12 protein-coding genes are annotated in these 13574 nt (G+C 61.1%); 8 read left to right on the top strand and 4 right to left on the bottom strand.

The genetic code is table 11. The features are described 5' to 3' along the window. Positions 1-109 precede the first annotated feature (109 nt). Positions 110-1420 (bottom strand): FAD-binding oxidoreductase, encoded by a 1311-nt coding sequence (locus CKW11_RS12025; protein ID WP_095137685.1) that lies wholly within the window; start codon positions 1418-1420, stop codon positions 110-112. A 147-nt stretch (positions 1421-1567) separates the two neighbouring features. On the opposite strand from CKW11_RS12025, the gene CKW11_RS12020 reads away from it, so the two are divergent. Beyond that, a complete protein-coding gene (locus tag CKW11_RS12020; protein WP_095137818.1) occupies positions 1568-1921 on the top strand; it encodes a YkgJ family cysteine cluster protein in 354 nt (117 codons plus the stop codon). Between the two features lie 88 nt (positions 1922-2009). On the opposite strand, the gene CKW11_RS12015 is transcribed toward CKW11_RS12020, so the two are convergent. Continuing rightward, a complete protein-coding gene (locus CKW11_RS12015) occupies positions 2010-2498 on the bottom strand; it encodes an Lrp/AsnC ligand binding domain-containing protein (protein ID WP_003177284.1) in 489 nt (162 codons plus the stop codon). 156 nt (positions 2499-2654) lie between these two features. Here CKW11_RS12015 and dadA point away from each other — a divergent pair, with 156 nt between their 5' ends. The 6 genes from dadA (at position 2655) to CKW11_RS11985 (ending at position 8744) form a co-directional block, all read left to right on the top strand. Next, entirely contained in the window at positions 2655-3959 is a 1305-nt protein-coding gene (gene dadA, locus CKW11_RS12010) for a D-amino acid dehydrogenase (protein WP_007962383.1), read from the top strand. Beyond that, the gene (locus CKW11_RS12005) at positions 3931-4284 is read left to right on the top strand and encodes a RidA family protein (protein WP_095137684.1); all 354 of its coding nucleotides are present in this window, start codon (positions 3931-3933) and stop codon (positions 4282-4284) included. Before dadA ends, CKW11_RS12005 begins: the two co-directional genes overlap by 29 nt. A 94-nt stretch (positions 4285-4378) precedes the next feature. Then, positions 4379-5452, top strand: coding sequence for an alanine racemase (gene alr, locus CKW11_RS12000; RefSeq protein ID WP_095137683.1), 1074 nt, complete (start codon positions 4379-4381; stop codon positions 5450-5452). Between the two features lie 88 nt (positions 5453-5540). After that, on the top strand, positions 5541-6089 hold the full coding sequence (locus CKW11_RS11995; RefSeq protein WP_007920393.1) for a cupin domain-containing protein: 549 nt from the start codon (positions 5541-5543) through the stop codon (positions 6087-6089). Between the two features lie 182 nt (positions 6090-6271). Next, complete coding sequence (locus CKW11_RS11990) at positions 6272-6688, top strand: cytochrome c5 family protein (protein WP_095137682.1); 417 nt, start codon at positions 6272-6274, stop codon at positions 6686-6688. A 133-nt stretch (positions 6689-6821) separates the two neighbouring features. Further along, positions 6822-8744 (top strand): acetyl-CoA hydrolase/transferase C-terminal domain-containing protein, encoded by a 1923-nt coding sequence (locus tag CKW11_RS11985; protein ID WP_095137681.1) that lies wholly within the window; start codon positions 6822-6824, stop codon positions 8742-8744. A gap of 130 nt (positions 8745-8874) precedes the next feature. On the opposite strand, the gene CKW11_RS11980 is transcribed toward CKW11_RS11985, so the two are convergent. Then, positions 8875-9447 (bottom strand): xanthine phosphoribosyltransferase, encoded by a 573-nt coding sequence (locus tag CKW11_RS11980; protein ID WP_007962388.1) that lies wholly within the window; start codon positions 9445-9447, stop codon positions 8875-8877. 55 nt (positions 9448-9502) lie between these two features. After that, on the bottom strand, positions 9503-11512 hold the full coding sequence (gene rep / locus CKW11_RS11975) for a DNA helicase Rep (RefSeq protein WP_095137680.1): 2010 nt from the start codon (positions 11510-11512) through the stop codon (positions 9503-9505). A 262-nt stretch (positions 11513-11774) separates the two neighbouring features. Between rep and CKW11_RS11970 the strand changes: the two genes are divergently transcribed. Then, on the top strand, positions 11775-13448 hold the full coding sequence (locus tag CKW11_RS11970) for a bifunctional diguanylate cyclase/phosphodiesterase (RefSeq protein ID WP_095137679.1): 1674 nt from the start codon (positions 11775-11777) through the stop codon (positions 13446-13448). Positions 13449-13574 lie beyond the last annotated feature (126 nt).

The raw sequence follows: 13574 nt of genomic DNA, 5'->3' as shown, positions 1-13574 counted from the left end.
CTTCGCGAGCAAGCCCGCTCCCACATTCGACCGTGTTCTCAAGGTGGAGCGCGGTCACTTGTGGGAGCGGGCTTGCTCGCGAAGGCGTATTCAGGGCCTCAAAAAAACCTCAGACCAACTCTTTAAGCCGATGCCACAACATCCCCAGCGCCAGTAGCGGCGAACGCAAATGCTTGCCGCCGGGGAAGGTGATGTGCGGCACCTTGGCGAACAGATCAAAGCCACCGCTGTGCTGCCCGCTGATCGCCTCGGCGAGCAACTTGCCGGCCAAGTGCGTGGCATTCACCCCGTGCCCGGAATAGGCCTGGGCGTAATACACATTCGGCTGATCCTTGAGTCGGCCGATCTGTGGCAAACGGTTGGCGCCGATGCCGATCATCCCGCCCCATTGATAGTCGATCTTCACGCCTGCCAGTTGCGGAAACACTTCGAGCATCTTCGGCTGCATGTAGGCGCCGATGTCCTTCGGGTCGCGCCCGGAATAATGGCAGGCACCGCCGAACAGCAGGCGCCGATCCGCCGAGAGCCGATAGTAGTCCAGCGCCACGCGCTGGTCGCAGACCGCCATGTTTTGCGGCAGCAGGCTGTGCGCCAGTTCTGCGGAAAGCGGTTCGGTCGCGATGATGTAGCTGCCGGCCGGGAGCACTTTGCCGCTGAGTTGCGGATTGAGGTCGTTGAGGTAAGCGTTGCAGCCCAGCACCAGAGTCTTCGCCCGCACCGAGCCTTGAGCTGTGTGGACGCGAACTTCCGGGCCGTAGTCGATGCGCGTGACGCCCGACTGTTCAAACAGTTTGACGCCCATTTGTTGCGCAGCAGCGGCTTCGCCCAGCGCCAGATTCAGCGGATGCAGATGCCCGGAACCCATGTCGATCAAGCCGCCGACGTAGCGTTTGGAGCCAACCACGGTGTGCATTTCATCGGCTTGCAGCAGACGGGTTTCGTAGCGATAGCCAAGGCTGAGCAGCTCTTCGGCGTCTTCGGCAAAGCCTTCGAGATCCGCCGGTTTGTTGGCGAGGTCGCAGTAGCCCCAGGTCAGATCGCACGGGATCTGGAACCGTTCGACGCGCTGGCGGACGATTTCCACCGCTTCCAGGCCCATCAGTTTCATCTGCCTCACGCCATCAGTGCCGATGACGTTGCTGAACTGGTCGAGGCCATGACCGACCCCGCGAATCAACTGTCCGCCGTTACGGCCGCTGGCGCCCCAACCGATCCGGTGCGCTTCCAGCAGCACCACGCTGAGGCCGTGCTCGGCCAGTTCCAGCGCGGTGTTCAACCCGGAAAAGCCGCCGCCGACCACACACACGTCTGCGCTCAGCTCGCCCTGCAGCACCGGATAGTCGGGCTGCGGCAGACTGCTGGCGGCGTAATAAGAGGCAACGTGGGGTTGGCTCGCGAAGGTTCGGGCGCGGGCATTCATGGGCATCATCCAACGGCTGGGTGTCGAGAAAATTTGACGGAGCATAAGCCGCACGGCCGAAGACCGGCAACACTGGTCGGCCGTTGCTGTCTGGATCACGGCTTTTGCGGCACAATCACCGCCTATTTCATGTGGGTTACCGTTTCGATGAGTTGCAACCGCCAGACCATTCGCGACCTGCGTCAGCAGATTCCTACGTTCGACTGTGTGCCCGGTTGCCACGATTGCTGCGGGCCGGTGACCACCTCGCCGGAAGAAATGTCACGTCTGCCGCGCAAGACCCGCGCTGAGCAGGATGCGGCGATGGAAGAGCTGAACTGTGTGCACCTGGGGCCGAATGGCTGCACGGTGTATGAAGAGCGGCCGCTGATCTGCCGGTTGTTCGGTACCACCAAAACCCTGCCATGCCCGAACGGGCGGGGGCCGGTGGAGTTGATTCATCCGCGGGTTGAAAAGCAGATCTTCGAATACATGGCTTCGAATCGGCAGGTGCTGGTCTGAAAAGATCGCAGCCTTCGGCAGCTCCTACATGGAAATGCGTTCTCCTGTAGGAGCTGCCGAAGGCTGCGATCTTTTGATCTTCCAAATCTCAGTCTGGAATCGGCAGGCTCAGACTCTCCTTCACCTCTTCCATCACGATATAGCTCTTCGACTCACGCACATGCGGCAGCTTCAACAGGATGTCGCCCAGCAGCTTGCGGTACGAGGCCATCTCGGAGATCCGCGCCTTCACCAGATAGTCGAAATCCCCTGACACCAGGTGGCATTCCAGCACGTGCGGCAGTTTCAGCACTGCGCGGCGGAACTCTTCGAAGGTGTCGCCGGATTTGTAGTCAAGGCTGATCTCGACGAACACCAGCAGGCTACCCTTCAGATGCTGCGGGTTGAGCCGGGCGTTGTAGCCCATGATGATCCCTTCGCGCTCCAGCCGCCGCACCCGTTCCGTACATGGCGTGGTGGACAGGCCGACCTTCTCCCCGAGTTCGGTAAACGATATGCGCCCGTCCGCCTGCAGGATCCGCAAGATGTTGCGGTCGATCTTGTCCAGCTCACGTTTGGTCTGAGTGTTGGTACGCATAGGGGATGCGCCTCCGTGAAAAGGGTTTTTGCCGAGAATTGTCGCCAAATATAGGCGCTTATATAGTGAAATGCACTGGCCATTCTTTTTTACACTGCGCGCATCATTGCTCTAACAACAGACGTACGCGGCCCCGCCGCGATGAGGGATACAAAAATGCGCGTAATGGTCTTGGGTAGCGGCGTCATCGGTACCGCCAGTGCTTACTATCTGGCTCGTGCCGGGTTTGAAGTGGTGGTGGTCGACCGGCAGCCAGCCGTGGCCATGGAGACCAGTTTCGCCAACGCCGGCCAGGTGTCGCCGGGTTATGCCTCGCCGTGGGCCGCGCCGGGTGTGCCGCTCAAGGCCATCAAGTGGTTGCTGCAGCGCCACGCGCCGCTGGCGATCAAGGCCACCGCCGACATCGACCAGTACCTGTGGATGGCGCAGATGCTGCGCAACTGCACCGCCAGCCGTTACGCGGTGAACAAGGAGCGCATGGTGCGTCTGTCCGAGTACAGCCGCGACTGCCTCGACGAACTTCGCGCCGAAACCGGCATCGCCTACGAAGGCCGCAGCCTCGGTACCACGCAACTGTTCCGCACTCAGGCACAGCTTGATGGTGCCGCCAAAGACATCGCCGTGCTGAAAGAATCCGGCGTGCCGTTTGAAGTCCTCGACCGCGCCGGCATTGCCCGCGTCGAGCCGGCCCTGGCCAATGTCACCGACATCCTCGCCGGTGCTCTGCGTCTGCCGAACGACCAGACGGGCGACTGCCAGATGTTCACTACGCGTCTGGCGGAAATGGCCGTGAAACTCGGTGTGGAATTCCGCTTCGGCCAGGACATCCAGCGCCTCGACTACGCCGGTGACCGCATCAACGGTGTATGGATCGACGGCAAGCTGGAAACCGCCGACCGCTACGTGCTGGCCCTCGGCAGCTACTCGCCGCAACTGCTCAAGCCGCTGGGCATCAAGGCTCCGGTGTATCCGCTCAAGGGTTACTCGCTGACCGTGCCGATCACCAACCCGGCCATGGCTCCGACCTCGACCATTCTCGACGAGACCTACAAGGTCGCGATCACCCGTTTCGACAACCGCATCCGCGTCGGCGGCATGGCGGAAATCGCCGGTTTTGACCTGTCGCTGAACCCGCGTCGGCGCGAAACCCTGGAGATGATCGTCAACGACCTTTATCCTCAGGGCGGCAATCTGGCCGAGGCGAGCTTCTGGACCGGTCTGCGTCCGACTACCCCGGACGGCACGCCGATCGTTGGCGCCACGCCGTTCAAGAACCTGTTCCTCAACACCGGTCACGGCACCCTGGGTTGGACCATGGCGTGCGGTTCCGGTCGTTTACTGGCCGATCTGATGGCGAAGAAAAAGCCGCAGATCAGCGCTGAAGGTCTCGATATTTCCCGTTACGGCAACAAGCCTCAGGAGTCCGCAAAACATGGCAATCCAGCGCCAGCTCACCAATGAGCGCATGAGTCAGATCGTCACCCACAACGGCACCGTGTATCTGGCCGGGCAGGTCGGCGACGACTTCAACGCCGGGGTTGAGCAGCAGACCCGCGAGGTGCTCGCCAATATCGAGCGCCTGCTCGATCTGGCCGGGACTGACAAGCAGCATCTGCTGTCGGCGACGATCTACCTGAATGACATCGAGGCGCACTTTGCCGGAATGAATTCAGTGTGGGACCTGTGGCTGCCCAAGGGCGCCGCACCGGCCCGCGCCACCGTTGAAGCGAAGATGGCCAAGCCGAGCATCCTGGTCGAGATTTCCATCGTCGCCGCGTTGCCGTAACCGTTTCAAAGATCCCTCTCCCGGCGCTGTTGGCGGTTCACGTCGTCAGTCGGCGCCGGTTTTTCTTCCCATGACCGCCTAGAAGTCTGCCGCCATGCGTCCTGCCCGTGCCCTGATCGACCTAGAAGCCCTGCGCCACAACTACCGAATTGCCCGCGAAGTCACCGGCGCCAAGGCGCTGGCGGTGATCAAGGCCGATGCCTACGGTCACGGCGCGGTGCGTTGCGCCCAGGCGCTGGAAGCTGAAGCCGACGGGTTTGCCGTTGCCTGCATCGAAGAAGCGCTGGAGCTGCGCGCGGCCGGCATCAAGGCCCCGGTGCTGTTGCTCGAAGGGATCTTCGAAGCCGATGAACTGGCGCTGATCGTCGAGCATGATTTCTGGACCGTGGTGCATTCACTGTGGCAGCTCGAAGCCATCGAGCAGGCGGCACTGAGCAAACCGATCACCGTATGGCTCAAACTCGACTCGGGCATGCACCGTGTGGGCCTGCATCCGAAGGACTACGCGGCGGCCTATCAGCGCCTGCTGGCCAGCGGCAAAGTGGCGAAGATCGTGCTGATGAGCCACTTCGCCCGTGCCGATGAGCTGCACGAGCAGAGCAGCGCCAATCAGGTCGCGGTGTTCGAAGCGGCGCGTCAGGGCCTCGCCGCCGAAGTCAGCCTGCGCAACTCGCCGGCTGTACTTGGTTGGCCGCAGATTCACAGCGACTGGGTACGCCCGGGCATCATGCTCTTCGGCGCCACGCCGTTCGAAGAAGCCAACGCCTTGGCCGAGCGCCTGCAACCGGTGATGACCCTCGAATCGAAAGTCATCTGCGTGCGCGAACTGCCCGCCGGCGAGCCGATTGGCTATGGCGCTAAATTCATCACCGACAAGCCGATGCGCATCGGCGTGGTTGCCATGGGCTATGCCGATGGCTACCCGCGTCATGCCCCGACCGGCACGCCGGTGCTGGTCGCCGGCAAACGCAGTCGCCTGCTTGGCCGCGTGTCGATGGACATGCTCTGCATCGACCTCACCGATGTGCCGGAAGCGAACCTCGGTTCGACCGTCGAGCTGTGGGGCAAAAACATCCTCGCCAGCGAAGTGGCGCAGTGGGCGGACACCATTCCGTATCAGATCTTCTGCAACCTGCGTCGCGTGCCAAGGCTCTATTCCGAGGGTTGAGGCCAGCGCGGGGGCCAAGTGTTGTAAATACTGAACGCTGTCGCCATGATAACGCTCAATATTCTTACAACATCAGGAGGCTCCCGCCTTGGACGTCGGTGAACGACTGCAATCGATCCGCAAGCTCAAAGGGCTTTCCCAGCGTGAACTCGCCAAACGTGCGGGCGTCACCAACAGCACCATTTCGATGATCGAAAAGAACAGCGTCAGCCCTTCGATCAGTTCGCTGAGAAAGGTTCTGGGCGGGATTCCAATGTCCATGGTCGAGTTCTTTTCCGAAGAAATCCTGCAGGAAGTCCCGACCCAGATCGTCTACAAGGCCAACGAGCTGATCGACATCTCCGACGGCGCCGTGACCATGAAACTGGTCGGCCGCGCGCACCCGAGCCGGGCCATCGCGTTCCTCAATGAAATCTACCCGCCGGGCGCCGATACCGGCGAAGAAATGCTCACCCATGAAGGCGAGGAAACCGGGATTCTGGTGGAAGGTCGTCTGGAACTGGTGGTGGGGCTGGAAACTTTTATTCTCGAAGCCGGCGACAGCTACTATTTTGAAAGTACCAAGCCGCATCGTTTCCGTAATCCGTTCGACGCGCCTGCGCGACTAATCAGCGCAGCCACGCCGGCGAATTTTTAAACATAGAGGCGCCAAGCCATGACGGCGAAGGCATCCACAGAGTTTTTCCACAGCGCGGTATAACCCCTTCGACTATGGGGTTGTTTCAGTGTGGCGGGCTACCCGCTATACTTGCGCCCGCCTGCGAACCGTGGCCGCAGGCGTGAATAGCCACCATTGAGGGTGAACGCGTGAACCTAATTATGAAAATGCTGGCCGCACCAGCAACCGTACTGGCCCTCTGGGCTGTCAGCGCTCAAGCTGCGACGAATGACGACATTGCCAAACGCCTCGAGCCGGTCGGCCAGGTGTGCGTTCAGGGGCAGGAATGCAAAGGAATGGAAGTCGCGGCCTCCGCTGGCGGCGGTGGTGGGGCGAAGACGCCGGATGAAGTGATTGCAAAACATTGCAATGCTTGCCACGGCACGGGTCTGCTGGGCGCACCAAAAATCGGTGACGCGGCTGCCTGGGGCGAGCGCTCCAAGAAGGAAGGTGGCGTTGACGGCCTGCTCGCAAAAGCCATCTCCGGCATCAACGCCATGCCGCCAAAAGGCACCTGCGCCGACTGCTCCGATCCTGAGCTGAAGGGCGCAATCGAGAAGATGTCCGGCCTGAAATAAGACGCTTCTGACGAAAAAAACCGTCTTCGGACGGTTTTTTTGTGCCTGCGATTCAAGCCTTGGGCTGTCCTTTGCAGCAAAGTCGAGGCAAGCTCGGTCTACCTCTATTCACGGAACGGGCGGGAGGCTTCAGATGGTGCAGTTGTGTTCGATCGAACAGGCGGTGGACGACGTGCTCGCACGCCTGCCGGCGCATATCCACATGGGCATGCCGCTGGGGCTGGGCAAGCCCAATCACTTCGTCAACGCGCTGTACCGGCGGATCAAGGATCTTCCCGATCGGCAACTGACGATGTACACCGCGCTGTGCCTTGGGCGGCCGACGCTGGGCGACGGTCTGCAGAAGCGCTTCATTGAACCCTTCGTCGAGCGCGTCTTCGGTGATTACCCCGAATTCGATTTCCTCGCCGACCTGCAGCATGACAGCCTGCCCGCCAACATCCGCATCCAGCAGTTCTTCATGCAGCCCGGCAGCCTGCTCAACAGCGCGCCGGCCCAGCAGGATTACGTCAGCAGCAACTACAGCCATGCCGCCCGCGATATCAACGCCGCCGGCCTGAATCTGGTGGCGCAATTGCTTGCCAGCAGCAGCGAACATCCTGATCGCCTGAGCCTGAGTTGCAACCCGGACATCACTCTCGACCTGTTGCCGATGATCGCCAGGCGCTGCGAAGCCGGGGAGACCATTCTGCTGGTCGGTCAGGTGCACACCGATCTGCCGTACATGCCCGGCGATGCCGAAGTCGATATCGACACCTTCGACCTGCTGATCGACGCGAAGGACAGCAGCACGCTGTTTTCCACGCCGAACATGCCGGTGGGCTTTCAGGATCATTTCATCGGTTTGCACGCCAGCACGCTGGTGCGCGACGGTGGCACCCTGCAGATCGGCATTGGCTCGATGGGCGATGCCCTGACCGCCGCACTGCTCGCACGTCAGGCGGATAACGCCGGATACAAAGCTTTACTCGATGACATCAACCTCAGTCAGTGGGCGCAACTGATCGAGCGCGAGGGCGGCACTGCGCCGTTCGCCAAAGGCCTGTATGGCTGCAGTGAAATGTTCGTCAACGGTCTGCTGGTGCTGGCCGATGCCGGGATCATCCGGCGCAAGGTCTACCCCGACGTGCACACTCAGGAGCAGGCCCACGCGGGCACTCTCGATGAGTCGGCGCAAACCGATGGCATCTCGGTGCACGGCGGCTTCTTCCTCGGTCCGCGCAGTTTCTACGAGCGCCTGCGTGAGTTGCCGCAGAGCAAGCGCCTCGAATTCAACATGACCCGCATCAGCTACATCAACGAGCTGTACGGGCAGGAAGAGCTCAAGCGCTTGCAGCGCCTCGATGCACGCTTCATCAACACCGTGTTCACCATGACGCTGTTGGGCGCGGGTGTGGCCGATCAACTGGAAGACGGGCGCGTGCTCAGCGGTGTCGGCGGGCAGTACAACTTCGTCGCCCAAGGCCACGCGCTGCACGATGCGCGCTCGATTCTGATCCTGCGCAGCTGGCGCGAGTCCGGCGGCGAGGTCAGTTCGAACATCGTCTGGGAATACGGCCACTGCACGATTCCAAGGCACCTGCGCGACATCGTGGTCACCGAATACGGCATTGCCGATCTGCGCGGCAAAACCGACGCGGCGGTGATCGAGTCGTTGCTGAACATCAGCGATTCACGCTTTCAGCCGGGGCTGATCGAACAGGCGCAGAAGGTCGGCAAGCTGCCGAAGGACTTCCGCCTCGATCCGCGATTTGCCGACAACACCCCGCAACGCTTGCAGGCGATCGCCGCAAAGCATCCGAATCTGTTCCCGGAGTATCCGCTGGGTTGTGATTTCACCGCGATCGAGCGCGATCTGCTGCGGGCGCTGAACTGGCTGAAGAGCAAGTTCAAGCTGAGCGAGATACTGGAGCTGGGCAAGGCAGCGCTGGATGCGCCAGAGGCTTCGACGTTCCCCGAACACCTTGAACGTATGCAACTGACCAACCCGGAAGGCTTGAAAGAAGACCTGTTCCAGCGCCTGCTGCTCACCGGCCTCAAAGCCACCGCGCAGTAACGGCTCACCCCAAAAACCACTGTGGGAGCGGGCTTGCTCGCGAAGGCGGTGTGTCAGTCAAAGAATAGCTCGACTGACACGACGCCTTCGCGAGCAAGCCCGCTCCCACAGGGGGTAATGCGGTGTGGCTTTATTCGATGAAGGTAACGACGCCATCCTTCAGCGATTTCACGCGGGCCAGCGATTCAACGCGATAGCCCTGCGAATCCAGCTCGGCACGGCCGCCCTGAAACGACTTCTCGATCACGATGCCCAGACCGGCGACGGTGGCGCCAGCCTGTTTGATGATCGAGATCAGCGCCTGCGAAGCCTTACCGTTGGCCAGGAAGTCGTCGATGATCAGCACTCGGTCGCTGCTGGTCAGGTGACGCGGCGAGATGGCCACGGTGCTTTCGGTCTTCTTGGTGAACGAGTAAACGGTTGCCGACAGCAGGTTTTCGGTCAGGGTCAGGGACTGCTGCTTGCGGGCGAAGATCACCGGCACGCCGAGGTTCAGACCGGTCATGATCGCCGGGGCAATGCCCGAGGCTTCGATGGTGACGATCTTGGTAATGCCTGAGTCCTTGAACAGCGTGGCGAATTCGTCGCCGATCAGCTTCATCAGGGCCGGGTCGATCTGGTGGTTCAGGAAGGCGTCGACTTTCAGGACCTGGTCGGAAAGCACGATGCCTTGTTCGCGGATTTTCTGCTGCAATGCTTCCATGAAGCTGTCCTCGTTCAGCGCTTGTGCGCCCTAAGCTTTAAAAAAGTGGTCAATTCTAGCGCTTTAACATCGCGCGTATATCAGCCAATGCGCTATTGCCGCGCACGGCTTTGACTTCGGTCGGTGTGTCGTCGTTGCCTTCCCACGCCAGGTCGTCCGGCGGCAGCTCATCAAGGAAGCGGCTGGGCGCGCAATCGATGATCTCGCCGTACTGTTTACGCTTGGCGGCGAAGGTGAACGCCAGGGTCTGACGCGCGCGGGTGATGCCCACGTAGGCCAGACGGCGTTCCTCTTCGATGGTGTCGGCTTCGATGCTGGAGCGGTGCGGGAGGATTTCCTCTTCCATGCCCATGATGAACACGTAAGGGAATTCCAGACCCTTGGACGCATGCAGGGTCATCATCTGCACGCCTTCGGCGCCGTCCTCTTCTTCCTGCTGACGCTCGAGCATGTCGCGCAGGACCAGTTTGCCGATGGCGTCCTCGACGGTCATCTCGCCGTCTTCGTCTTTTTCCAGGGTGTTCTTCAAGGCCTCGATCAGGAACCAGACGTTGCTCATCCGGTAGTCCGCAGCCTTGTCGCTGGAACTGTTGGTGCGCAGCCAGTTCTCGTAGTCGATGTCCATGACCATGCTGCGCAGCGCCGAGATCGGATCTTCGCCGGCGCACTGCTCACGGACCTTGTCCATGAAGCGCTTGAAGCGCGACAGACGATCGGTGAAGCGGCTGTCCAGATGCTCGCCCAGACCGATTTCGTCGGTGGCGGCGTACATCGAGATCTTGCGTTCGGTGGCGTAGTTGCCGAGTTTTTCCAGGGTGGTCGAGCCGATTTCCCGGCGCGGCACGTTGATCACGCGCAGGAAGGCGTTGTCGTCGTCCGGGTTCACGATCAGGCGGAAGTAGGCCATCAGATCCTTCACTTCCTGACGGCCAAAGAAGCTGTTGCCGCCGCTCAGGCGGTACGGCACCTGGTGGTGCTGCAACTTCAGTTCGATCAGCTTGGCCTGGTAGTTGCCGCGATAGAGGATCGCGAAATCGCTGTACGGGCGGTCGGTACGCAAGTGCAGGCTGAGGATTTCCATGGCCACGCGCTCGGCTTCGGCGTCCTCGTTGCGGCAGCGGATCACGCGGATCTCGTCGCCGTGGCCCATCTCACTCCACAGCTGTTTTTCGAATTCGTGCGGGTTGTTCGAGATCAGCACGTTGGCGCAGCGCAGGATGCGGCTGGTTGACCGGTAGTTCTGCTCGAGCATCACCACTTTCAGCGACGGGTAGTCATCCTTGAGCAGCATCAGGTTTTCCGGCCGCGCGCCACGCCAGGCATAGATCGACTGGTCGTCGTCGCCCACCACGGTGAACTGGTTACGCTTGCCGATCAGCATCTTCACCAGCAGGTACTGGCTGGCGTTGGTGTCCTGGTACTCGTCGACCAGCAGGTAGCGCACCTTGTTCTGCCACTTTTCGAGAATGTCGGCGTGCTCTTCGAAGAGCTTTACCGGCAGCAGGATCAGGTCGTCGAAGTCCACCGCGTTGAACGCCTTGAGCGTGCGCTGGTAGTGGGTGTAGACGATGGCAGCGGTCTGTTCTTTCGGATTGCGCGCGTTCTCCAGCGCTTGCGGCGGCAGGATCAGGTCGTTTTTCCAGGCGCCGATCATGTTCTTGATCTCGTCGACGCCGTCGTCGCCTGCGTATTCCTTCTGCATGATGTCGGTCATCAGGGCTTTTACATCGGTCTCGTCGAAGATCGAGAAACCGGGTTTGTAGCCCAGCCGCGCATGCTCCTTGCGGATGATGTTCAGGCCCAGGTTGTGGAAGGTGCAGACCGTCAGGCCGCGACCTTCGCCAGCACGCAGCAGGGTGCCGACCCGCTCCTTCATCTCGCGCGCAGCCTTGTTGGTAAAGGTCATGGCGACGATGTACTGGGCGCGGATGCCACAGTTCTGGATCAGGTGCGCGATTTTGCGCGTGATCACGCTGGTCTTGCCGGAGCCAGCGCCGGCGAGCACCAATAGAGGGCCGCCGACGTAGTTCACGGCTTCTTGCTGCCGGGGATTGAGTCGGGACATACGAAAATTCGGGAGTCGTTGACGAAATGGGCCGGCATTTTAACAGGCTCAGCGATTTGTGCTGCTCTGTCCGACTTGTGACGTACCACGCGATTCAAATTTGCCGGTTTTGTTACTTTCGCGGAGGATGCACGGTGATTTTGCGGCTAATGTTCTCATTCGTGACACAAAATAACGTTTTGATAACCGTTGTCATTTGGTCATTGAACATCGCAACGGCATAATGCCCCGCCCACATCATTGCAGAGTCTAGGGAGCTAGCTTGTCTACGCCTGTCGAACCCTTGCGTTTGCTGCTACTGGCCGAAGAGCCAGCGTGGACAGCGTTATTGCGCGAGTGTCTGGCTCCGATGGGGAGCGCGGCGGTGCTGATCAGTGCGCCGAGCTGGGATTCGGTCAGCAGTCTGTTCGAAGACAATCGCCACGCGGTGCTGTTGACCCTTCCCGCATTGCAGCCAGCCCCCGGCCGGTGCAGCCTGCCGACGGTGTTGCTGCTGGATCACGAGCCGGCCACCGCCCCCGTTGGCGTCAGCGACTGGCTGGTGTTCGACGCCCTCGACGCCGGCATGCTCCGCCGTTGTCTGCGCCATGTGCGTGAACGCGGCATCCTCGAAAACACCCTGCAACGCCTGGCCGAACAGGATCCGCTGACCGGCATCGCCAACCGCCAGGGTTTCCAGACTCTGCTCGCGGCGCGCCTGGCGGAAAACGACGGCCGTGGTCTGGCCCTCGGGCATCTCGATCTCGACAACTTCCGTCACGCCAACGACGCCCTCGGCCATCAGGCCGGCGACCGCTTGATCCTGCAAGTCGTCGCGCGGCTGAAGAGTCAGCTGGAGGCCGGTGATCAACTGGCGCGGCTGGGCAGCGACGAATTTGCCTTGCTGATCGACACCCGCCGCGCGCCGCAACGCGCCGAGTGGATGGCTGAACGCATTACCGAAGCCCTCGCTGAACCGTATTGGGTCGATGGCGAAAGCCTGTTGATCGGCTCCAGCCTCGGTATCGCCCATGCCCGTGCGCAGGGTGGCGCCGACCCGCTGATGTGGCACGCGCACATCGCCATGCAGCAGGCCAAGAGCACTCAGGGCTGCACGTTCCATATCTTTAATGAACGCATCAACCGCAACGCCCGGAGCATGGCCGACCTCGAAAGTGAGCTGCGCCGGGCTTTGCGCCGTGATGAGCTGGAGCTGCACTATCAGCCACGGCTGAATCTTGCAGACGGGCAGATCGTCGGTCTCGAAGCCCTGGTGCGCTGGCGCCATGGCGAACGCGGTTTGCTGCCGCCAAGCGAATTCGTGCCATTGGCCGAGCAGAGCGGTTTGATCGTGCCGCTGGGTTACTGGGTGATTTCCCGGGCCCTGCGCGACATGCAGGCGCTGCGCGAACACGGGCTGCCGGCGCTGCACATGGCGATCAACCTGTCGTTCCGCCAGTTTCAGGACAGCCAGTTGTTACCGACGCTCAGCCGACTGATTGCTGAACGTGGCGTCGAGGCGCAATGGCTGGAATTCGAGCTGACCGAAACGGCCGTCATGCGCCGCAGCGATCTGGTCAAACAGACCATGGACGCCCTTGGCCGTCTCGGCGTGCGTTTCTCGCTGGATGACTTTGGCACCGGGTTCTCGTCGTTCGTGCATCTGAACAGCCTGCCGATCACCTTGTTGAAGATCGACAAGAGCTTCGTCGGCGGCATGGAGCAGCGCGAAGAGAACCGCAAACTGGTGCACGCGATGATCAACCTCGCGCATAACCTGCATCTGGAAGTGGTGGCCGAGGGTGTGGAAACCCCGGAGCAACTGGAGTTATTGCGCGGGTTTGGCTGTGATCAGGTGCAGGGTTATCTGATCAGCCGGCCGTTGCCGTTGGCAGAACTGGTTGAATACCTGACCTTCGGCTCCAGCCAGCAGCCAGCCCTCGAAATCGTCAGTTGAACGCAATCTCCGGGTTAGGCATGAATCTCTGTGGGAGCGGGCTTGCTCGCGAAGGCGTCGTGTCAATCAAAGCATAGGCTGCCTGACCCACCGCTTTCGCGAGCATGCCCGCTCCCACAACTGAAT

Origin of the sequence: Pseudomonas sp. Irchel s3a10, from assembly GCF_900187525.1 — a bacterium.
Classification (GTDB): domain Bacteria; phylum Pseudomonadota; class Gammaproteobacteria; order Pseudomonadales; family Pseudomonadaceae; genus Aquipseudomonas; species Aquipseudomonas koreensis_G.
The sequence above is the reverse complement of the archived record's forward strand: the minus strand, read 5'-3'. Positions and strand labels throughout refer to the sequence as shown.

What these genes read in the sequence shown, in the direction of transcription:
- rep (WP_095137680.1), bottom strand. Translation starts at nt 11,512, where the DNA reads ATGTCCCGACTCAATCCCCGGCAGCAAGAAGCCGTGAACTACGTCGGC.
- dadA (WP_007962383.1), top strand. Translation starts at nt 2,655, where the DNA reads ATGCGCGTAATGGTCTTGGGTAGCGGCGTCATCGGTACCGCCAGTGCT.
- CKW11_RS12025 (WP_095137685.1), bottom strand. Translation starts at nt 1,420, where the DNA reads ATGAATGCCCGCGCCCGAACCTTCGCGAGCCAACCCCACGTTGCCTCT.
- CKW11_RS11985 (WP_095137681.1), top strand. Translation starts at nt 6,822, where the DNA reads ATGGTGCAGTTGTGTTCGATCGAACAGGCGGTGGACGACGTGCTCGCA.
- CKW11_RS11980 (WP_007962388.1), bottom strand. Translation starts at nt 9,447, where the DNA reads ATGGAAGCATTGCAGCAGAAAATCCGCGAACAAGGCATCGTGCTTTCC.
- CKW11_RS12015 (WP_003177284.1), bottom strand. Translation starts at nt 2,498, where the DNA reads ATGCGTACCAACACTCAGACCAAACGTGAGCTGGACAAGATCGACCGC.
- CKW11_RS12020 (WP_095137818.1), top strand. Translation starts at nt 1,568, where the DNA reads ATGAGTTGCAACCGCCAGACCATTCGCGACCTGCGTCAGCAGATTCCT.
- alr (WP_095137683.1), top strand. Translation starts at nt 4,379, where the DNA reads ATGCGTCCTGCCCGTGCCCTGATCGACCTAGAAGCCCTGCGCCACAAC.
- CKW11_RS11990 (WP_095137682.1), top strand. Translation starts at nt 6,272, where the DNA reads ATGAAAATGCTGGCCGCACCAGCAACCGTACTGGCCCTCTGGGCTGTC.
- CKW11_RS12005 (WP_095137684.1), top strand. Translation starts at nt 3,931, where the DNA reads ATGGCAATCCAGCGCCAGCTCACCAATGAGCGCATGAGTCAGATCGTC.